This is a genomic window from Acinetobacter puyangensis (assembly GCF_900096995.1).
GTDB classification, from domain to species: Bacteria; Pseudomonadota; Gammaproteobacteria; order Pseudomonadales; family Moraxellaceae; genus Acinetobacter; species Acinetobacter puyangensis.
On sequence record NZ_OANT01000008.1, the window covers coordinates 1 to 22,050 of the forward strand.

The window sequence follows — 22,050 nt, forward strand, 5'->3', positions numbered from 1 at the left end:
AGACTATAATCTCGCTGTGTTCGTTTAAGTGGTGTAGTCATAACACTCTCCATAATTTAAGAATGAAAAGTGTCAACTTTATTTAGGATGGGACAGTCTGCTGATTAAAGGATGCAAATTTATTTTGTGTCCTTTTTTATTTCTCTACTTGCATTAAGATATATCTTAATATATCTTAAGTGGTATAAAGAAATCAAATAGAGAAAACATAATGAAAGCTAATCATCAACATTCCTTTGTTGAAGATAAAGACAACCAGCATCGTGGCGGACGACGTAGTCGTTTATTTGAGGCAGGTCGAATCAAATTGCTGGTCTTGTATTTGATTCAGCAACAACCTAAACATGGTTATGAAGTAATTAAAGCAATCAGTGATCTGGTTGGCGGTGGTTATACACCCAGTGCAGGTACCATATACCCGACATTAAATACATTGGAAGAAGCGGGACTGATTATCACGCCTGATGCCGAAGCAGAACCCAAGCAATATCAAATTACTGAAGCAGGGCAACTTCATTTGCAGCAACAGCAAGACTTACTCGATAAACTGCTGGAAAAATTGCAAATGAAACGTAGCTTGCAGGAAAATGATCAATATCGGGATATTTACCGCGCAATGGAAAATTTAAAAACAGCATTACGTTTGCAACTTGCCGCAACAGACATTGAGCAAGAGAAAATTTATAGTATTGCTGAAAAAATAGATCAGGTAGCCGTTGCAATTGGCCGTTTATAGATGAGTAAGATGATGATGACGCAAGCTCAACAGCGTTTAAAAAAAGCTGGATTAAAAGTTACACAGACTCGGATTGCGGTGTTGACTTTGCTAGAAAATCAAACAGAAATATTTACAGTAAAGCAAGTTTATCAAAAATTATATAAAAATTTCAATAAATTAAGTCTAGCTACAGTATATCGTGTAATTAAGGATCTGGAAGCGGCGGGCTTAATTGTCCAACAGCAGTTTTATCGGGGTGACGCAAGATATTCGGCAGTAGATGTTGCCGAATCTCAGGTCTTGCAGATTAAATGTGTGATGGAGGACCATTTAAACCAGGCACAGTTTATTGACTCCTTGCAGGATTTATTGCAAACATTCAATATTCATTTGCTTGAGATTGAATTTAATACAGGGAATGATCCGAAATTACAAACACTTGGAATATAGAAGGAAAAGCCATGAAACAACATCAATATCATATTACGGTACAGCATGTGGCGGATGCCAAAGGTCAGCCTTCCACATATCAGGAAGATTTGAGCTTTGATGCGGCAAATCATGATGATATTTTTGCAATTGTGGAAAAATTGAAAAAATTAAATTTATTTGAGGATCCACAAACAGTCACATCTTTTGCGGTGGGATTAAAGCTTTTTAGTGAAGTGATGTTGGAGAATAAAAATCATCCATTATTTAAAGATTTTTCACCGCATTTTGGTCAATTTATGAAAAAACTAAAACAATCTAATGCCGAGGCATCATTTAAAGAGCTGCATAAATAGAAAAAGCGAGCAATAAATTGCTCGCTCAAAGATATCCTGAAATTATTCAACTGTTACTTTTACAGGTGTACTAAAGATACTGTAATTGTAGGTACTATCAATATCATAACGATAACCTGGTAAAACATATGCTGTCCCTTTAGCCTTAAATGTAAGGTTACGACCATTGACTGTATAGCTTGGTGCACCTGCCAAGATCACAAACTGGTTAGCATCGGCATTAGATTTAACGCCGTCCTGCGTTGTTAATTGGGCATTAATATTTAGTGCCTGTCCTACTTTGGCGCTCGCCGTTGCAGCTGTTTTAAGATCAACAACATATTTAGATGCATATTGAGCATAGTTGGTGGTTAAACCATAAGTACCTGCAACATAAAGTTTTTTAAATACAGTTTCATCATTTACTGTCCATGGCCAGAAGGTAATCCCGCGATGTTTTAGCGCTTCCATTAATGCTGATGTGACATTGCCATAAGATGGGTTAAATGTGGAAGTATAGCTTTGGCTCGATTGCATCACTGTCCGTGCATCTTTTAATACATTGCCGGAATTAGGTGCATTTGTCAGAAATCCGGTAGAAACGCCTGATAAAATGGTTTTCATGCGATTAATCTGGTCGGGAATAAAAGAAATTGTGACGATCTGATCATCCACACCATATTCTTCTATTTCTTTTTTCAACTGAGCGACAATTTTTTCATTACTGCTTTTTAATTCAACAAAGTGCATGACATCTTTATTGTTTTTTAGCTCGACAAAAAATTCACCCAACGTTGGAATTTTATAGCCTTTTGGTTTAGTGACCAGTTGTTTGACTTGTGCCAAAGACATTTCTTCGATTTTACCTTGACCCGTTGTGGTTCGGTCAACGGTGTCATCATGCATAATCACCAAATGATTGTCTGTGGTAATGTAAATATCATTTTCTACAGCATCTGCACCTAGACGAACAGATTCTTTTAAACCTTCTAATGTATTTTCATCTTCTAAACTTGGTACACCACGGTGGGCAACAATAAGTGGTTTACGTAAAAGTGTATAACGTGGAAGTTGTCTTAATACACTGTTAAATACATCACTGTTGGATGCCATAATACCATTGGCACCGGAAACAATGATATTGGCTGCATCACTTACTGTCGCAGCAGAGGAATCTACCCATACTGTGACCAGTAATTTCTGAATATAACTCAGATTCTCTTTTGTGGCCAAGCTGGCTGGCAGAATAACAATACGTGCAGCTGCTTGATTGGTTTGCCTAGCAATAGAGAGCAATTCTGCACGGCTATTACCCAGTGTGGTACTACGTAAATCCAAAGCAGTACGAATAGCTGGCAGGAGGCGATGTGCAGTACGTAATAAATCCGGATTGCTGGAGCTTAAAGTGATGTCTTCAAGATCGATTGATTGTGAAATATTTTTAAGCGATGCGAGGGTGGCTTCATCGTTAATTTGTAATACAGGAATGGTGCGATGTGTACTATCCGCCAGATACTCTTTTAAAGTAGTTACTTTTTTACCATTCAAATCATTGAGATTAAGACTTTTATCCAGTTGGTAAAATACTTGGCTGGCATTCGGTAGAGAATCACTGGCGGTCTGAACTTTTTGAATGATGGTTGGTGCTAAAGAAGCATAGGTCCCTGATTCCTGTACATCTGTTGCACTGCTATTGATGTTGGGTAAAGATTCCCACTGTTCGGTCACTTTAATGCTGTTTACTTTCATGACCAGACCGGCAGTAGATAAGCCAATTGCACCCTTGATCTGATCAGAAGGAAGTTCTACATCTTCCATTAACTGCTCATTCAGATATTGTCTGACGCGATTACCATGCACAATCACTGTGGCTTTATATACTTTTTGCGGATCAATGGCTTCGGTAAATGCCTTGCTACTCTGGACATTCCATTTGCTATCTTGTCTTAAGGCGAATTCCGTACCGTTACTGGCGGTTGCATTGGAGCGAATCGCAAACTGATAGTAGGGTTCCGGATTAGATGCTGTGCCGGTAGCGCGATAAACCACACTTCCCCAGCGCCCGCTATTGTTTGGATTTTCAAAGGTAAATTCGACATCAACCCGATAATCAGTATAGTTTTGTGTGGCTTCTGGCAGCATGACAGTGGTCATATTGGTATCATGCTTACGACCATCAATGTACAGATGGCCATCTTGAACGGCCACACTACCTGTATTCGCACTTACTGTTGTCCAGCCAGCCGGCAAGCTATTTTGTTCGGCAAAATTGACTTCATATAAAACTTTGGCTTCAGGTAAAGGTTCGGTCACTGAACCATCATCTGGATTTTCCGGTGTTTCTACTTCCGGTGGCGTGTCGCTATGATCATCGCTGCCACAACCGCTAAGCGAAAATGCCAGTAATATGGAGAGGGCAAGTGCGGATATCTTCATAATTTCTTCATCATTGTCTTGAAAGAGTTAAGAAGACTAGGGGGGAGTTATGACATTATTATTTAAAATTCTTTACAGTTTACTTAAGTTTTATTTAAAAAAATCGACTATTTCACAGAATGAATAAATAAGAAATATCCATAGACATCTCCTTTGAAATTGGTTTTGATAGATATTGGAACATGGAAAACGATTTAAAAGGAATAACATAAATATGCTTACACTTCATCACCTGCAACACTCGCGTTCAATGCGAATCCTTTGGGCACTTGAGGAGCTAGGGTTAGATTATCAACTGAAATATTATCAACGTCTGCCAAATATGTCGGCACCACCTGAGCTTAAACAGATCCATCCGCTGGGTAAAGCACCGATTTTAACCGATGACGACAAAGTGATTGCCGAATCTGCGGTGATTCTGGATTATTTACAAGCCAACTTTGATCCTTTACAGCAATTTAAGCCACTATCTGGTGAAGCACTGAATCAGTATCAGTATTGGATGCATTATGCCGAAGGTTCGCTAATGCCTTATTTGGTGTTTACTTTGGTGCTGGAGCAGCTTGGCGGAAAATCGGTCCCATTACTTGCCCGTCCTTTGACGAAAATGGTCGGACAACAGGTGCAAAACCAGTTTTCCAAGCCCAGATTAAAAGAACATATCGCTTTTTTGGAGCAACATCTGGCGAAACACCTGTATTTCACCGGAGAACAGTTTAGTTTTGCCGATATTCAGATGAGCTTTCCTCTTCAGGCTTTGGTGATGGCACAAAAGGGCAAACCATTACCAAATATTCAGGCATATCTGGCACGCATCGAACAACGTCCGGCATTGCAAACAGCTCGGCAAAAAAGTCCTGATAAAGGGCAGGTGCTTTAGATTGTGCTGACTTATTCCTATACCGATGTTGCCCGAATCGGCTAAGGATATTTTACCAATCAGCAACATTATTATTTCTTTTATAAAACTTGGCATTAATCACCCGAAACTTATGATGAACTGACCCGTCACAGAAATGGTATGCAATATGCATAAACTCATCCATAACATTTGTGAACTGCGAGGCGTATATGGCACATTCAGAATCTGAGATCGGATCAGGCATTGCAACAGAAGAAGATTATTTTGCCAAACGACAATTAAAGCAGGGAGCCGTGGGCTGGGTGCTGCTGGTCGGTTTAGGTGTTGCTTATGTGATTTCCGGAGATTTTGCTGGCTGGAATTTTGGTCTTGCACAGGGTGGCTGGGGCGGCATGTTTATTGCCACCGTGGTCGTGGCATTGATGTATTTATGCATGTGTCTGTCGATGTCGGAAATGGCGACCATGTTACCTACAGCAGGTGGAGGATATAGTTTTGCCCGTGCAGCATTTGGTCCGTTGGGTGGTTATTTAACCGGAACAGCCATTTTAATCGAATATGCGATTGCGCCTGCTGCGATTGCCGTCTTTATCGGTGCATATTGTGAGTCGTTATTTGGTATAGGTGGCTGGTTTATTTATCTGCTGTGCTACCTGATTTTTATGGGATTGCATTTAAAAGGTGCTGGAGAAGCACTAAAAATCATGTTTGTGATTACTGCAATTGCTAGTGTGGCATTGGTGGTATTTATTTTTGCCATGATTCCACATTTTAACAGTAATAATCTTTTTAATATTGCCCCTGGTGGAAATGTGGGAGCAAGTACTTTTCTGCCGTTTGGCTATATTGGTATCTGGGCTGCTGTACCCTATGCCATCTGGTTCTTTCTGGCAGTAGAAGGTGTGCCTTTGGCTGCCGAGGAAGCCAAAGATCCTGCAAAATCCTTACCAAGGGGGTTGATTGGTGCCATGTTAATTCTGGCTGCTTTTGCATTGTTGATCTTGTTTTTAGGTGCCGGTGCTGCCGGTGCCGATGCCTTAAAAGCCTCCGGCGCGCCGCTGGTTGATGCACTGGTCGCAGTGTATGGTCAAAATACATGGTTGGCCAGCTTTGTGAATTTTGTTGGATTGGCGGGTTTGATTGCGAGCTTTTTCTCGATTATTTATGCCTATTCACGGCAAATTTTTGCCTTGTCACGTGCGGGCTATTTACCGAAAAACCTATCTCTCACCAATAAAAATAAAGCACCTTTTCTGGCGATTCTGATTCCGGGCATTATTGGGTTCTTGTTGTCATTAACAGGTGAAGGCGACTTATTAATTTTGATGGCAGTATTTGGTGCCACCATTTCTTATGTATTAATGATGTTGTCTCACATTAAATTACGTTTATCCCGTCCAGATTTGAAACGTCCCTATAAAACACCCGGTGGTATTATTACGTCAAGTATTGCATTGGTACTGGCGGCAATTGCTGTTGTTGCCGGGCTGATGGTTGATCCCAAAGTATGGTTTATGGCGGCAGCAATTTATGTGGCATTTATTGCATACTTTATGTTTTATAGTCGTCATCATTTGGTCAGTGGTACACCAGAAGAGGAGTTTGCCCAACTTATAGCCGCGGAAGAAGAGTTAAACTAGGCAGGATAAGGGAGATCAAGCAATGCGTTATTATCAGGATGTCGGTCAGACACGCTATCATTTTAATGACCTGAAAAGTCTGTTGGCCAAAGCAACACCATTACGTTCGGGAGATGAGCTTGCCGGTATTGCTGCGCTGGATTCAACCGAGCGTGTTGCGGCCCAGATGGCTTTGGCTGATTTACCCCTGACGGTATTTCTAAATGAAGTGGTCATTCCCTATGAAGAGGATGAGGTGACACGCCTGATTATTGATCGGCATGATGCACAAGCTTTTGCGGAAATTGCCCATTTTACGGTGGGTGATTTACGTGATTGGCTGCTGGGTGAAGAAGCAACCACAGAAAAATTACAGCAATTACAGTTTGCATTTACACCGGAGATGGTGGCAGCGGTGAGTAAAATCATGCGTGTGCAGGATTTGATTTTGGTGGCAAAGAAATGTCGGGTCGTCACTAGATTTCGTAACACCATTGGTCTGGAAGGTTGCTTGTCTACCCGTTTACAACCTAATCATCCTACTGATGATCTACTTGGTATTTCGGCCAGTATTGTCGATGGTTTGATGTATGGTAATGGTGATGCTGTGATAGGCATTAATCCAGCAACAGATAATATTCAGAATTTATCCGATTTATTAAAATTATTGGATCAGATTATTCAGGAATATCAGATTCCGACACAATCTTGTGTGTTAACCCATATCAGTTCGGCAATACAGCTGGTGGAGAAAAATGTACCGGTTGATTTGGTCTTTCAGTCGATCGCAGGAACAGAAAAAGCCAATGAAAGTTTTGGTATTAGCTTACAACTCTTGCAAGAAGGTTATGAGGCTGGACTGAGTCTGAATCGGGGCACAGTCGGACAAAATGTCATGTATTTTGAGACTGGGCAAGGCAGTGCGTTATCTAGTAATACGCATTTTAATGTCGATCAACAAACCATTGAAGCACGTGCCTATGCGGTTGCACGGGAATTTAAACCATTACTGGTGAATACCGTTGTAGGCTTTATTGGTCCAGAATATCTTTATAACGGTAAGCAGATTATCCGGGCAGGACTGGAAGACCATTTTTGTGGAAAATTGCTGGGTGTGCCGATGGGCTGTGATATTTGTTATACCAATCATGCAGATGCCGATCAGGATGATATGGATATGTTATTGACTATGCTGGCAACCGCAGGAATTAATTTTATTATGGGAATTCCCGGTTCAGATGATGTGATGTTGAATTATCAGACGACATCTTTTCATGATGCCTTATATATCCGTCAATTACTGGGTTTGCAACCGGCACCGGAATTTTCGGCATGGCTTGCACAGCAGGGGATTTTCCAGCAACAACAGCATCATATTGAATGGGCGAAACAGTTACCACCGAATTTTGCACGTATTCTGGCATCTTAAGACAGGACATTAACGATGAAAAGTCATGAGCATTCTCCGGTGCATCAGGATATCTGGCAAAAACTGAAACAATATACCGATGCCAGAATTGCACTGGGTCGAGCAGGTTGTAGTGTACCGACCAAGCCTTTGCTGAGTTTTCAATATGACCATGCACAGGCAAAAGATGCAGTATTGCAGACTTTAGCTGTCGAACAACTACAACAACAGCTGACACATTTAAATCTGGATGTAGTGAGCGTAGATAGTCAGGCAACCGATAAAGCCCTTTATCTAAAACGTCCGGATCTTGGTCGGGTGTTGAGCGAGCAATCGGCAGAGATGCTGGCCACACTAGGGCAGGATGCGAGCTATGATGTCGTCATTGTGATGGGTGATGGCCTTTCTGCACGCGCAATTGAAGAAAATGCACCAAAATTGGTCGCTGAATTGGTAGATTTATTCAGACAAAAGCACTGGTCCGTTGCACCGCTTGTCATTGCAACGGGAAGTCGGGTTGCGCTGGGTGATCAAGTGGCAGAACGCCTGCATGCCAAAATGCTGGTGATGCTGATTGGTGAACGTCCTGGATTAAGTTCACCGGATAGTCTTGGGATTTATTATACCTGGCAAGCCAGAACGGGTTGTCATGATGCCATGCGTAACTGTATTTCCAATGTGCGATCTGCGGGATTACCAATTTTGGTTGCAGCACAGCGATTATTGGCATTGATGTCACAATCGTTAAAATTACAATTTTCCGGTGTTCACCTTAAAGATCAACATGAAATTCCTATGGTTGAAAATACGCAGGCACAACCGAAGTTATTTTTATTAAAGCAAGAGTCGGTTGATTAAATGAGAGAATAAGGGCTTGTTAACATTTCGTCTATGATTGCGAAAGTGGCCGTTTTTTAGACGATACTAGGCATGAATAGTGAAATTTAGTCATTCTAAATGAACTATTCATAACGATGTAGCGTCAAAAAACGACCCTGTCCCGAAGGGTTGTGGCTAAAATTCCCCCATACGTCGTTATGAAACTTGCTAATGGAACCGCCATTACCTGCGTTTCATGCCTAGTCTGAAGAAATTTTAGCCGACAACGCAATCCATTTATGAAGTGTCAACAAGCCCTAACAAAATAATGCCAAAGTAAGATATGAATTTTGCGCAAATATTTCTAATATAGTCAGATAAATATATTTTGGAAATTTTATGGCTGGGATCGTTCAGTCCTTATTGGATACAGATTTATATAAATTCACCATGTTACAGGTGGTGTTGCATCAATTTCCCCAAGCACATAGTGTTTATTTATTTCGTTGTCGAAATTCCACAGAAGCCGTTTATCCCTTAAGAGAAATCAAGGATGAACTGGATCGAGAAATTAATGATTTATGTCAGTTAAAATTTAAGGAACAAGAGCTGCAATATTTGCGTAACCTGCGTTTTATTAAGAGTGATTTTGTTGATTATCTGGAGCTTTTTCAACTCAAGCGACGTTTTATCGAAACCATTATTGATGACAATGGTGAATTGGTGATTCGGATTGAAGGTCCCATGGTTCAGGCCTTGTTTTTTGAGATTTTTGTGCTGGCGATTGTCAATGAGCTGTATTTTAGGCGTCTGGATGTTGAAGAAGCATTGATGGAAGGCGAGCGACGATTACAGGCCAAAGCCGCATTACTACGAGAATATGCGGAATTACAGGTCAAGGGTGAGCCGCCATTTTTGGTGTCTGACTTTGGTACACGACGTCGTTATAGTTATACATGGCAACGACATGTGGTCGAGACACTGAAATCAGCAGCACCTAATGTATTTCGGGGTACCAGTAATGTCTATCTTGCCATGCAATTGGGGATTACGCCGATTGGTACCATGGCACATGAGTTTTTACAGGCATTTCAGGCACTCGATGTCCGTTTAAGAGATTTTCAGAAAGCCGCACTGGAAGCTTGGGTACAGGAATATCGTGGTGATTTGGGAATTGCTTTAACCGATGTGGTTGGTATGGATGCATTCCTGCGTGATTTCGATTTATATTTTGCCAAGCTATTTGATGGCTTGCGTCATGATAGTGGCGATCCCTATGTCTGGGGGGATAAGGCCTACGCACATTATAAAAAACTAAAAATTGATAGTCGTACCAAAATGCTGACCTTCAGTGACAGTCTGGATTTACCCAAGGCATGGCAACTTTATCAATATTTTAAAGATCGTTTTCAGGTTAGTTTTGGTATTGGCACCAATCTGACCAATGATATGGGACAAACAGCATTAAACATCGTCCTGAAACTGGTTGAATGTAATGGTCAATCGGTGGCCAAAATCTCCGACAGTCCGGGGAAAACCATGACAGATAATGATACCTTTTTGGCTTATTTGCGTCAGGTATTCCAGATTGAAAACGAAGTTGGTGTGTAGTTTGCTTGAATATTGGAGAAATCAAGGCGGTTTGCATCATTTTGAAAAAGGATAGTGCTAATCCTGCAAATGCAGATCTAAATTGATGTGATAACATGCATACACCCACGATCGATGAGATAAAAGGCATTATGAATCCTGTTGCACCTTTAGGTTTATTGGTTGAGCCAGAACAATTTGCGCCATTTTTACATGATGACAATATTGTGATTGTTGATCTCAGCCGGGAATCGGTGTTTGAACAATTACATTTGCCTGGCGCGGTCTCAGTTCGGCCCAAAGAAATTGTTGAACAACATGAATTTGCATCGGGACTGTTACCGGATAATGCAAAATTACAAGCATTGATTGATCGTCTGGGGATCACTGTGAACCATCAGGTCATTGCCTATGATGATGAAGGCGGGGCTTGGGCCGGACGTTTTATCTGGAATTTACATTGTGCAGGTTTTTATCATACCAGTTTGCTTAATGGCGGTATTCATGCATGGTTAGCCGCAGGTCTTGCAACGACAACGGATATTGAGACAATCACGACAGTGGCTGATACATTTCAGGTAGATACAACGGGTCAGGATCAATTCCGCATTAGTTATGATGAATTAGCACAGCGTGTTGAGCAAAAAAATATTCAATTATGGGATTGTCGTACTGAGCAGGAATATACCGGTGTTCGGTTGGCGGCACGACGCGGTGGTCACATTGCCGGTGCAAAATGGTATGAATGGAGTACTGCCATTAATCGTAAAGATCATTTAAAATTACATTCTTTAAATCGTATACAACAGCAATTCGAACAACGAGGCTTTAACCTATCAGAACCTGTCGTGGTGTATTGTCAATCACATCATCGCTCAGGACTTGCTTATATTATCGGACGATTACTCAACTGGGAAATTCGTACCTATGATGGCGCATGGAGTGAATGGGGTAATCGCTTGGATAGTGCTGTCGTCACCGGAGAACAACCCTTTTGAGTACCAATAAATCGCTTTTTAATCAACTCTTCATCCGTACCCAGAAGCTATTGCCACAACATCAATTGAGTCGGTTGGTGGGAAAAGTTGCTGCAAGCGAACAACCTCTGTTAAAAACTGCTGTGATTTACGCTTTCAAACAAAAATATGGTATAGATTTATCCATTGCTGAGGCAGAAGAAATCAGCAAATATTCATCCTTTAATGCGTTCTTTACACGTGCATTAAAACCGGGGATTCGTGTGATTGATGAGGATCCAACCCATATTGTCAGTCCTGCTGATGGGGCAATTTCACAGCTGGGCAAGATTACTGCGGGTGAGATTTTTCAGGCCAAAGGTCAAAGTTTTTCAGTTGATCAATTGATTGCAGATCCGCAATTGGCCAAGCCTTTTCAGGATGGTGAGTTTGTTACAGTCTATTTGTCACCCAAGGATTATCACCGGGTACATATGCCGTTTTCAGGCCGATTGACAGAAACGCTTTATGTGCCAGGCGAGTTGTATTCTGTCAATCAGGTCACAGCAGAAAATATCCCAGGATTATTTGCACGTAATGAACGCATGGTCTGTTTATTTGATACCGAGATCGGGCGCATGGCTGTGGTGCTGGTCGGTGCGATGATTGTGGCAGGGATCGAAACCGTAGTAACAGGTAAAGTCAAGCCGAATGGTCGTATCGAAGTGCAGCAGCATGATGTGCAACTGGCGAAAGGTGATGAACTGGGACGTTTTTATCTGGGGTCAACCGCAATCGTATTGTTTGAAAAAGACAAAGTACAATGGGAACAACAGTTTAAGGCCAATGATACGGTATTGATGGGTAGCCAGATTGGTACACTATCAAAGGCTATTACCGTTGGGGAAGATAGCGTATCAATATGATATGGTGGATTGTAATTATTTTACTGGCAACATGGTTTTGGGGCATTTTTGGGCTATTTTTATCAGTATCTGCGTACGTATGTAGTTTAGCTATATCGCCTAGAAAAAAATAAATATAGCAAAATTCGATTTATGGGCTACATATCATCTCGTCATACTTGCCTTGCGAGATACATCTCTCAACGTATCCAGAGCAAAGTTCTTGAGGCCTAGCTTTTAGAGTTTGATTTAGGATCCGTTCACTCTGGATGCCGGATCAAGCCCTGCATGACACAAATGTAGCTTACTTTTTGAATTTTGCGATAGATGCAGAATTTTTTATAAAGTCAGATATTTAGTTAGAGCGATCAAGGCGTTGTAATGATTTAGATAATATTGCGAATACATGAGGTATAGCAAATTATTCCGTATCAACAAAATTTTCTTCGCTTTCAGGTCGATGCAAGCGATGTTTGGGGAATACTGCTTTAAAGGTTGAACCCAGCTGTTCTTTGGATTCGATTTCCAGATGACCATCATGCTGTGCCAGCACATGTTTGACAATGGCTAGTCCCAGACCTGTGCCCCCAGTTTCACGGCTACGTCCGCTATCTACACGATAGAAGCGTTCAGTTAAGCGGGGTAAATGTGTCGGATTAATGCCAATACCAGTGTCCTGTACCGAAAATACCGCTTCATCGCCACGATCCTGCCAGGCAATGGTGATGGTCCCTTGCGACGGGGTATATTTGATGGCATTGGTAATTAAATTACCAAATGCACTGGCAAGCTCCATATCGGAGCCGATTAAATCATTGTGGCTTTCCAGATTTAGATTAAGCGTATGACCATATTCGGTATTGTAGCCTTGTGCATCATCAAATAATTGATTCATCAATTCGGCCATATCAATGATTTGATTTTTGGCCTGTAGCGATTCATTTTCCAGACGGGACAGCAGTAATAAATCGTTCACTAATGCATTCATACGCCGGGTTTGTTGCTGCATTTGATCGAATGCACGTTTCCAGCGCTGTGGCATCTCTTCATTTTCGGATAAGGTTTCCAGATAGCCGCTGAGTACTGTTAATGGTGTACGTAGTTCGTGCGAGACATTATCAACAAAATCCTTGCGCATTTGTTCGAGTTTATGAATCCGTGTCACATCATAGGCGACCAGTAAGCGGCTTTCATAACCAAAACGGGTGAGTTTGATCTGCGTATAGCGTCCATCATGAAATGAGGATTCCACAACGATGCCATCGGGAAAGTCGTTGACGTGATTAAAATATTGAATGAAATCGGGATGACGAATAATGGTGAGTACTTGCCGTTTATGATCGCCAAATTTGAGGCTTAGTAGTCGTTCTGCCGCAGGATTCCACCATTCTATACAATGTTGTTCATCAATCAGTACGACTGCCTCTTCAAGTGCCATCAGTGAGGATTGTGCACGGTCAATTAAACCGACCATTTCCGCCTGCATCATTCTTTCCCGGCGCTGCGCGCGATACACGTTGAATAATAGTGCGCCCCAAACACCCGATAAATCGGGTGGCGGTTCTTGGGAATGTTGGCTAATCCATTGATTGACAATATAAAGGGAACGGAATTGCAGGGCAAAAAATAAAATCAGCCCTAGTGTAATACAGAGTAAAAAGTGATGGACACCAAGACCGATAAAACCGGCAATGATCAAAATAAGTGCCAGTCTACGAATATCTTCGGAAATATAACTTTTAAGTGAGCTATAACGCTCGGTAGATTGTTCGTCTTTTAAATCGTCGGGTAAAAAAGAAGAATCACTCATGCAACATTTAACCTACCGCAACATCGGTACGTGTAGAAAAGCGGTAGCCTGTACCACGAACGGTTTGTACATAACGGTCAGCAGCAAAAGGTTCCAGAACTTTGCGTAAGCGACGGATATGTACATCAATGGTGCGGTCTTCAATATAGACATTGCCGCCCCAGACCTGATCGAGTAATTGTGCACGGGTATAGGCACGTTCCGGATGCGTCATAAAAAATGCCAAAAGACGATATTCAGTTGGACCCATTTCCAGACCTGTACCTTCGAAACTGACACGCTGGCTGACAGGATCAAGGGTTAAGCCATTTACGTCAATGGCTTTTTCACCCTTTAATGCATTGGAGCGCCGCAATACGGCTTTAATACGTGAAACCAGTTCCCGAGTTGAGAAGGGTTTGGTCATATAGTCATCTGCACCGGCATCTAGTCCTTGAACTTTATGATCTTCTTCACCACGGGCAGTGAGCATAATCACGGGAATTTCTGACAATGTTTCATCACGTTTTAAACGTCGGCATAAATCGATACCGCTGACGCCATTTGGTAACATCCAATCAAGTAAGATTAGTGCAGGGCGCTGATCTACGATCATTTGATGCGCCTGTTTTGCATCACCTGCCTGTTGACATTGAAAGCCAGCCATATCCAGTGAGGTATGGATCATTTCCCGAATGGGTAACTCATCATCGACGATGAGAATATATTCATCTTTCACAGTAAGAACCCTATTTATAGTTTGGCTTTCGCCTTTTTGTTTATGACAGGTCTATTACAAAGGTAGAATATGACAATATTATTGCAGTGTCATAGATTTGTGGCAGATTTTGACAGAATTATGTAATCAAACAATTCTCATTGCCCATTTTTGTGACAGCGGGTTTATTTCTTATTGTTTAAAAAAGATAAAATTCCTCGATAAGCCAGACAACTTGCCGATAGCACTTCTACAAAGGGCTGTTTAAACCCCCCGACTACCCAGCGCATGGCAATTTGTGTAACATAACCATTTAATCCGGTCGCAATGAGCGAGGCTTCGGATTTATTTTTAAGCTGTTCGGGGAAAATCAGAGTAATAATATTAAAAATGGTTTGGTCAAATCGGGTAAAGGATTCATAGATGGTGTCGCCATGTAATTCCTGTACCAGTACAGCATCAATAAATAAAATTCGGGCAATACGCGGATCATCTTTAAGGGTTTTAAGCAAAACGGTTAATCCGGCTTCAATCATTTGTTCATGATCGGGTGCCGCCTGCATCACTGCCTGCACAATATTTTTTTGCAAATCGCTAATCAGTTGTAGATAAACGACTTTAAACAATTCTTCACTACGTTTAAATGACTCATAAAAATAACGTTCAGTCAGTTTAGCCTCATGGCAGATGTCCTTAATGGTGACAGAAAAAAAGCCATGCGTGCCATAGGACTGTAAACCTGCTTCAATAAATTTTTCACGGCGAATTTGTTTACGTTGTTCTAATGTGAGTCCCTTGAATTGGCGTGAAGCAGTTTTGGTCTTGCTTGTACTTACCGTCATCGACACGATTACCTAAAAAATTAAATGTATGTTCAATTATGCAATTATATAAGAATAAACTGCCGATAATGAATAATATATTGACAATATGTATTGTCAAAAATATAGTACAACTGTGAATATGGAAAACAACAATTCCTCATCCAGAATATCGAATGGACAGTTTATTAAAAGGTGGATCAATGAAAAGTTTTAAGCAAAAAGTTGCAGCCATTACAGGTGCAGGTTCCGGTATTGGACAGCAACTTGCGATTGCACTGGCAAAACAGGGCTGTCATCTTTCATTAAGTGATGTAAATGAAAAAGGTCTGGCAGATACAGTAGAGCAGACCAAATCCTATGGCGTGCGTGTCACCAGTAAAAAAGTTGATGTCGCAGATCGTGAACAAGTGAAAACATGGGCCGTAGAAACTGCACAAAACCACGGCAGTATCAATTTAATTTTTAATAATGCAGGTGTTGCACTGGGCGCAACCGTGGAAGGGGAAACCTACGACGAACTGGAATGGATCATGAACATCAATTTCTGGGGAGTGGTCTATGGCACAAAAGAATTTTTACCCTACCTTAAACAAAGCAAGGATGGTCATATTATTAATATTTCCAGTCTATTTGGTCTGATTTCACAACCTACTCAGTCTGCCTACAATGCCAGTAAGTTTGCTGTACGTGGTTTTACCGAGTCCTTACGTCAGGAACTGGATTTGGAGAATTCCGGTGTCAGTGCGACTTGTGTGCATCCTGGTGGTATCCGTACCAATATTGCCAAGGCTGCCAAGATGAGTGATAGCCTAAAGTCTTTGGGTATGGATCCGAGCAAATCAATTCAATCTTTTGACAAATTATTGCGTACTCCGCCAGAAGACGCAGCACAGGTAATCTTAAATGCGGTCAAAGCAAATAAGCCTCGTGTTCTCATTGGGAATGATGCCAAAGTACTTGATGGTTTACAGCGAATTCTACCAACAGGCTATCAGACCCTTTCTCGTTTCGCTGCAAAGTTGACACAGAAGCTCTAATGCTTGCATGTTGTTGACCGGGCAAAAGCCCGGTTTTTTATGACAATGATTTAAATAAAAGTTTTCAATGATCAATCATTCAAGCAGATATTAAGATGCTGGCTGTTTAACAATAATGGAATCAATGCCGCCATTTTGTAGTGTTTGCTGTGCAATACGGGCAGATTCCTGACTGTCATACGGTCCGGAGATCACGCGATACCAGACTTTATTGCCTTCATTGGTCATGATAACTTCGGCCGATAAACCATTGAGTACGATTTCTGCACGGCGGGCATCAGCAAAGTCGGGATCTTCATAACTACGTACCTGCAAAATGTAGCGAGGAGGCACTGGAATTTTGGCAGCTTGAAAACTTTCATCAAAAGGATCATTGACCTGTGAACTGTTGCTGGTTGTTTTCGCTGCTGGTGCTTCCACCACAACCACAGGTTGTTGGTTCTGGTGTTCTGGTACGGCCTGATCGGGAATTGGTGTTACCTGTTGTTGAGGTAAAAGATCATAAAATTTATAATCTTTATTGGTGTCCTGATCCACCTTTGCCACGGGTTGACCGGGTGTAGGGGTTGTTACAGGTCGCCATGGATTCCATAATGACAAGAAGATAGCCACACATAAACCTGCCAAAACAAAAACAATAAGCCATAGCCATGAAGGGATGGCTCTTGATGCTGTTACTGTTTTTGGGCGTTCTGAAACACCTCTAGGCGCTCTGCCAAACACGAGTATTCCTCTTTTCTTTTGACCATTATGGTTTTATATCGTCAATTTGTTCATTACGCTGTATGTCGCAACTGCAAAAGGGCATTTATCGGCCAAAACCTTTATCCGCCATACAGTGATGCAAAACAGTGTGCCTGAGTTTTACATCTATTCACCTTAAACACAGTTTAAGGTCTTGCGGCCATACAAAACATTGTTTTGCTTACATGGCCACCTTAAGCATGGCTTGCGGTCTTGCGACGATGTGTGAAGCAATGCTTTGTTTAACATGTTCCACCTTAAACACAGTTTAAGGTCTTGCGGCCATGCAAAACAATGTTTTGCTTACATGGCCTCAGGAGCGGACACACCAAGCAGGGTCAAACCATTGTGAATCACCTGTTTGACATTGGCTGCTAATAATAAGCGTGCCTGTGTCAGTTCCACTTCATCACTGAATACTTTGTTGTCGTTATACCAACCGTGGAACAATGCTGCAAGTTCTTTTAGGTAATTTCCAACTTGATGCGGTTCATAGGCATTGGCGGCACGAATAATGATTTCCGGATAGGCTGCTAGTTTTGCCAAGAGTTCGGTTTCTGCATCCAACACCAAGCGACCAGCAAACTGACGGGCCTGTGCCGGATCAAATTGATGATTGGCATGGGCTTTTTCCAGCATACGACAAATACGTGCGTGTGCATATTGAATATAGTACACGGCATTATCTTTGCTTTGTGAAACAGCCAGATCCAGATCAAAATCGATATGTTGTTCAGATTTACGCATCACATAATAAAAACGTGCAGCATCGTTGCCAACTTCATGACGTAATTCACGTAAGGTTACAAATTGGCCTGAACGAGAGGACATTTGAATCATCTCTCCGCCACGCCACAAGGAAACAAATTGCACCAGCAATACGGTAAGTTTTGATGAATCGTAGCCCATGGCATCAATAGCCGCTTTTACCCGTGCGATATAGCCATGGTGATCCGAGCCCCAAATGTCAACAATATGGGTATAACCCCGTTGTAATTTGTCGAGGTGATAGGCAATATCGGAGGCAAAATAGGTGGTTTGACCGTTACGACGTTTAACTACACGGTCTTTTTCATCGCCAAATTCTGTTGATTTAAACCAGATATTACCGTCTTGTTCATAGAGGTAACCACGATCTTGCAGCGTGTTTAAAGCTTCATCAATTTTTTGAGTTAATGAAGCTTCGCTAAACCATTGATTAAAGGTCACACCAAATTCGGCAAGGTCATCTTTAATATCATCGAGAATAGCGTTTAAAGCAGCTTGATGGAAAACACGATACCCTTCACCCAGCAATTGCTGTGCATTGGCAATCAAACCATCAATATGTTTTTCCTTATCACCGGATAAAATGACTTTATCACCATTGGCATCCGGTTCGGCAGCATATTGCACATCTTCGGGAACATTATGATAGACATCTGTCACCTTTTTAACGTAGCGATCGGCATCTTGATCAATAATGCTTTGTGCAATGTCTTTGACATAATCGCCCTGATAGGCATTTTTTGGGAAAACCAGTATCTGCCCTTGTAATTCCAGATAGCGTAAATAGGTTGAAGTGGCCAGAATATCCATTTGACGGCCAGCATCGTTGACATAATATTCACGCTCAACAGCAGCGCCTGTGGCTTCAAACAAATTGGCAACTGTCATCCCATAGGCTGCACCACGACCATGACCAACATGTAGGCTTGAGGTTGGATTGGCAGAAACAAATTCAATCTGAATTTTTTGTGCAGCGTTGACCTGACTTTGTCCGTAAAGATGTTGTTGTGTTGCAATTTGATCAAGTACAGCAAAGCGTTGATCCGCATTTAAAAAGAAGTTAATAAAACCTGGTCCTGCGATTTCGGCTTTACTGATTTCCGCAACGTTTGGCAGATTGGTCAGAAATTTTTCGGCAAGCTCACGTGGTTTTAAACCAGCGGCTTTGGCAGCAACCATGGCAATATTGGAAGCAAAGTCACCATGACTACGGTCTTTGGTCCGAGTGAGGACACTGTTATTATTCCAGTCTGGTGGAAGAATACCTTGCGCTTGTAGTGTTTGGACTGTTTGAGAAAGTGCTTGTTGAATTGCCGTGTTCATAACCAATCGGGACATTGCTTAAAAGAAAGCAAATATAGCAAATTATGCTGATCAAGGGGAGTATTAAGGCGGTATTGATGTGAGAGAATGAAATTTTTTCCAGATTCGGGGGATAAGAGGGTGTTGCACAATGAAATAAATCCATCTGGACTGCATATTCTTTTGAAATTTTCTCGTAAAATAAGGCTTAGCGTGGAAGAGGTTGTTTTAGATCATGCGTCATACATCGCCATATATTTTTGCTAAGGTCAAAAAACTGCCATTTAAATATGTCAATTTTGTGTTGCCCTTTATCTTATCGTGTTTGATGAGTGGCATTATTTCATTTGTTAATCTTGCGCACCATCTCGGTTGGGTTGATGGATTATTTCATCTCTGGCTTTCAAGCTGGTTATTTTCATGGTGTATTGCTTTTCCAACAGTATTGATTTTATTGCCCATTGTGCGGCGTATTACCGCCTGTTTTGTGGATGTGTCGATTCATTAAATCTGCTTAATTTACCTTATTGTTGTTAATGCATTGCTTCCCGATGACTTTGGCCTGTGCTGAGGCTAATGTGTTTATTTGTTGATATTTCTTTATTTTTATGTCAGTGCTCATTAGAAGTACATCATGTTCTTTTACCATGATGAACAAACTGGATTGAGGAGTAAGTAGATTTTGAATGAAATAATGATAAAAGTTGGGGCGTGGATTGATCAATATCCGTGGCTGGATATGTTGAGTTCCTTATCTATTTTGATCTTAATTGCATTTATTTCTTATTTTATTACCAAAAAAGTAGTCGTTGCGGGATTAAGACGATTAATTTCAAAATTACCTTTTGCCAATAATGATGTTTTTGCACATCATAGTGTGATTCGACGTATTGCCAATATTGTGCCTGCACTAGTGATTCTTAATGGGATTATCGGTATACCGCATTTATCGGATAAATTTGTCCAAGTGGTTCAAATGGCTGCACAGGCATGGATTTTCCTCACAATTGCCTTGTCGATTGCAGAAATTTTAAATATTTTTAATCTGGTGTATCAGCGTAATCCAAAGTCACACAATAAACCGATCAAGGGTTATTTACAGTTGGTGAAGCTGATTATTTTCATCGTCTGCGGCTTAATGATTCTGGGTACATTTTTAAAGAAAGATGTATTTACCCTGTTGGCAGGCTTTGGCGCAATGGCTGCCGTACTAATGCTGGTGTTTCAGAATACGATTTTGTCGCTGGTTGCCAGTGTACAGATTTCCTCTTATGACATGATCCGTATTGGTGACTGGATTGAAATGCCAAGTCTGGGTGCGGATGGCGATGTCATAGATATGTCCCTACATACAGTGACTGTGCAGAATTTTGATAAAACCTATACCACCATTCCAACCAATCGATTGGTGACGGATACCTTTAAAAACTGGCGGGGTATGGCAGATTCGGGTCGTCGCCGTATCAAGCGTTCGATTTTTATTGATCAAAGTAGTGTACATTTTTTATCTGATCAAGAGCTGAGTAAACTCAAGCATTTTCTCATGCTGGAAAAATATCTTGATGAGAAAAGTCATGAATTGCTGGAATGGAATCAGCAAGTCAAAGAAAGTATCAATCAACGTCGTTTAACCAATCTAGGGACGTTCCGGGCATATATTTTATATTACTTGCGTCATCATCCCGGTATTGCACAGGATCAGAGTATTGTGGTGCGTCAGTTGCAACCTACGGCAGAAGGTTTACCACTGGAAGTCTGGGCATTTACCAATACCACCAACTGGGCGCAATATGAAAATACCCAATCGGATATTTTTGATCATTTGTTGGCAATTATTGGTGAATTTGGTTTGCGGACTTATCAGGCACCCTCAGGTGCAGACTTTAGTCACTGGCTGGAGCGACAAAGTCAGGAATAACAGCAATTAAAGTAATCTACAAACATGACATGCTGTATAGATGGTGTAGCATGTCATGGATTTAAATAAGATGATCAAGCGCGTTTAAATTTTTGTAAAGTGAAGATCAATGCAAACAGGAATGACATCATAATGACAATGCATAAACCTGTCGCCAGATCCAGCCATGCACTTCCCCATAGACCCAAAGAAATACAAACCTCGGCACAGATAAAAGCCCAGAGCACCATTTGTTTAGGTGAGTGAGAAAGTAAACGGGCAGTCAGTGCAGGAATCACCAGTAATGCACCCATTAATAATGAACCAACAGCTTTTAAGGCAAGCACAGTAAATAACGCCAGCACCGCCATAAAAATAAGACGATGTACACCTGCATGAATACCTTCACTTTGCGCAATGTCTTCGGCAATTGCCAGACGCAGTTGAGCGCGCCATGTACGCCAAAGTATTGCAGCACCAATAATGATGGCCAGAACCAATGCAGGTAAATTTTGCCAAGTGACAGTGAGCAGATCGCCAAATAGGTAGCTCATGATTTCCGGGCGCAAGGCGGGTAAATGCTGAATGACCAATAAGCCACTGCATAATAAAGTTGCCGAACACAGTGCCAGCAATGCATCATTGGGTAAGCGTCGATCATGCAAAAACCAGAGCAAAGCGACCAAAAGCGCGGCCAAACAACAGACGCCTAGCCATAGCGGTAAGTGCAATAAGCCTGCCAGCGCCACACCGAGTAAAGTGCCATGTGCCATGGTGTCTGCAAAGAAAGACATGCGACGCCATAACATCAGGCAGCCCAAAGGGGCAGTTAATAAAGGCAAAATACAGCCCATAAACCACGCCGGACCAAGTAAGGCTAACCACTCCATCATG

20 protein-coding genes are annotated in these 22,050 nt (G+C 41.6%); 13 read left to right on the forward strand and 7 right to left on the reverse strand.

Annotation, left to right across the window (positions count from 1 at the left end):
- Window positions 1–211: 211 nt before the first annotated feature.
- Genes CRO21_RS13315 through CRO21_RS13325 form a run of 3 tightly spaced genes read left to right on the forward strand, consistent with a single transcriptional unit; the run spans window position 212 to window position 1,503 of the window.
- Entirely contained in the window at window positions 212–736 is a 525-nt protein-coding gene (locus CRO21_RS13315) for a PadR family transcriptional regulator (RefSeq protein ID WP_097079813.1), read from the forward strand.
- 12 nt (window positions 737–748) lie between these two features.
- Window positions 749–1,168, forward strand: coding sequence for a transcriptional repressor (locus tag CRO21_RS13320; protein WP_228150453.1), 420 nt, complete (start codon window positions 749–751; stop codon window positions 1,166–1,168).
- Between the two features lie 11 nt (window positions 1,169–1,179).
- On the forward strand, window positions 1,180–1,503 hold the full coding sequence (locus tag CRO21_RS13325; protein WP_097079814.1) for a DUF3861 domain-containing protein: 324 nt from the start codon (window positions 1,180–1,182) through the stop codon (window positions 1,501–1,503).
- A 42-nt stretch (window positions 1,504–1,545) separates the two neighbouring features.
- Here the strand turns inward: CRO21_RS13325 and CRO21_RS13330 are convergent, their stop codons facing one another.
- Complete coding sequence (locus CRO21_RS13330) at window positions 1,546–3,918, reverse strand: glycerophosphodiester phosphodiesterase family protein (protein ID WP_097079815.1); 2,373 nt, start codon at window positions 3,916–3,918, stop codon at window positions 1,546–1,548.
- A 214-nt stretch (window positions 3,919–4,132) separates the two neighbouring features.
- On the opposite strand from CRO21_RS13330, the gene CRO21_RS13335 reads away from it, so the two are divergent.
- From CRO21_RS13335 to asd, 7 genes are all read left to right on the forward strand, one after another.
- Window positions 4,133–4,798 carry a glutathione S-transferase family protein gene (locus CRO21_RS13335; protein WP_097079816.1) on the forward strand — a complete coding sequence of 222 codons (666 nt, stop codon included), beginning with the start codon at window positions 4,133–4,135 and terminating at the stop codon, window positions 4,796–4,798.
- Between the two features lie 191 nt (window positions 4,799–4,989).
- Window positions 4,990–6,420 (forward strand): ethanolamine permease, encoded by a 1,431-nt coding sequence (gene eat, locus CRO21_RS13340; RefSeq protein ID WP_097079817.1) that lies wholly within the window; start codon window positions 4,990–4,992, stop codon window positions 6,418–6,420.
- A 22-nt stretch (window positions 6,421–6,442) separates the two neighbouring features.
- Complete coding sequence (locus CRO21_RS13345; RefSeq protein WP_097079818.1) at window positions 6,443–7,828, forward strand: ethanolamine ammonia-lyase subunit EutB; 1,386 nt, start codon at window positions 6,443–6,445, stop codon at window positions 7,826–7,828.
- Between the two features lie 15 nt (window positions 7,829–7,843).
- Window positions 7,844–8,665, forward strand: a complete 822-nt coding sequence (eutC, locus tag CRO21_RS13350; RefSeq protein ID WP_097079819.1) for an ethanolamine ammonia-lyase subunit EutC — start codon at window positions 7,844–7,846, stop codon at window positions 8,663–8,665.
- Between the two features lie 360 nt (window positions 8,666–9,025).
- Window positions 9,026–10,237 (forward strand): nicotinate phosphoribosyltransferase, encoded by a 1,212-nt coding sequence (gene pncB, locus CRO21_RS13355; RefSeq protein WP_097079820.1) that lies wholly within the window; start codon window positions 9,026–9,028, stop codon window positions 10,235–10,237.
- 131 nt (window positions 10,238–10,368) lie between these two features.
- Window positions 10,369–11,214, forward strand: a complete 846-nt coding sequence (locus tag CRO21_RS13360; RefSeq protein ID WP_097079919.1) for a sulfurtransferase — start codon at window positions 10,369–10,371, stop codon at window positions 11,212–11,214.
- Window positions 11,211–12,098 carry an archaetidylserine decarboxylase gene (asd, locus tag CRO21_RS13365; RefSeq protein WP_097079821.1) on the forward strand — a complete coding sequence of 296 codons (888 nt, stop codon included), beginning with the start codon at window positions 11,211–11,213 and terminating at the stop codon, window positions 12,096–12,098. Before CRO21_RS13360 ends, asd begins: the two co-directional genes overlap by 4 nt.
- A 400-nt stretch (window positions 12,099–12,498) precedes the next feature.
- Here the strand turns inward: asd and phoR are convergent, their stop codons facing one another.
- The 3 genes from phoR to CRO21_RS13380 all read right to left on the reverse strand — a co-directional run bounded on the left by phoR (window position 12,499) and on the right by CRO21_RS13380 (window position 15,426).
- Entirely contained in the window at window positions 12,499–13,887 is a 1,389-nt protein-coding gene (gene phoR, locus CRO21_RS13370) for a phosphate regulon sensor histidine kinase PhoR (protein ID WP_097079822.1), read from the reverse strand.
- A 7-nt stretch (window positions 13,888–13,894) separates the two neighbouring features.
- The gene (gene phoB, locus CRO21_RS13375) at window positions 13,895–14,605 is read right to left on the reverse strand and encodes a phosphate regulon transcriptional regulator PhoB (protein WP_087619815.1); all 711 of its coding nucleotides are present in this window, start codon (window positions 14,603–14,605) and stop codon (window positions 13,895–13,897) included.
- Between the two features lie 164 nt (window positions 14,606–14,769).
- Window positions 14,770–15,426 (reverse strand): TetR/AcrR family transcriptional regulator, encoded by a 657-nt coding sequence (locus CRO21_RS13380; protein ID WP_097079823.1) that lies wholly within the window; start codon window positions 15,424–15,426, stop codon window positions 14,770–14,772.
- Window positions 15,427–15,608: 182 nt separating this feature from the next.
- Between CRO21_RS13380 and CRO21_RS13385 the strand changes: the two genes are divergently transcribed.
- Window positions 15,609–16,445, forward strand: coding sequence for an SDR family NAD(P)-dependent oxidoreductase (locus CRO21_RS13385; protein ID WP_097079920.1), 837 nt, complete (start codon window positions 15,609–15,611; stop codon window positions 16,443–16,445).
- Between the two features lie 90 nt (window positions 16,446–16,535).
- Here the strand turns inward: CRO21_RS13385 and CRO21_RS13390 are convergent, their stop codons facing one another.
- Together CRO21_RS13390 and argS are read right to left on the reverse strand one after the other, a co-directional pair.
- Window positions 16,536–17,168: an SPOR domain-containing protein gene (locus tag CRO21_RS13390; protein WP_097079824.1), complete on the reverse strand. Its 633-nt coding sequence runs from the start codon at window positions 17,166–17,168 to the stop codon at window positions 16,536–16,538.
- Window positions 17,169–17,492: 324 nt separating this feature from the next.
- The gene (gene argS / locus CRO21_RS13395) at window positions 17,493–19,280 is read right to left on the reverse strand and encodes an arginine--tRNA ligase (RefSeq protein WP_097079825.1); all 1,788 of its coding nucleotides are present in this window, start codon (window positions 19,278–19,280) and stop codon (window positions 17,493–17,495) included.
- A 214-nt stretch (window positions 19,281–19,494) separates the two neighbouring features.
- Between argS and CRO21_RS13400 the strand changes: the two genes are divergently transcribed.
- Both CRO21_RS13400 and CRO21_RS13405 read left to right on the forward strand, forming a co-directional pair.
- Window positions 19,495–19,767, forward strand: coding sequence for a DUF2798 domain-containing protein (locus CRO21_RS13400; RefSeq protein ID WP_097079826.1), 273 nt, complete (start codon window positions 19,495–19,497; stop codon window positions 19,765–19,767).
- Between the two features lie 186 nt (window positions 19,768–19,953).
- Window positions 19,954–21,177 (forward strand): mechanosensitive ion channel family protein, encoded by a 1,224-nt coding sequence (locus tag CRO21_RS13405; RefSeq protein ID WP_097079827.1) that lies wholly within the window; start codon window positions 19,954–19,956, stop codon window positions 21,175–21,177.
- Between the two features lie 74 nt (window positions 21,178–21,251).
- On the opposite strand, the gene CRO21_RS13410 is transcribed toward CRO21_RS13405, so the two are convergent.
- Window positions 21,252–22,049: a metal ABC transporter permease gene (locus CRO21_RS13410; protein ID WP_097079828.1), complete on the reverse strand. Its 798-nt coding sequence runs from the start codon at window positions 22,047–22,049 to the stop codon at window positions 21,252–21,254.
- Between the last annotated feature and the right edge of the window lies 1 nt (window position 22,050).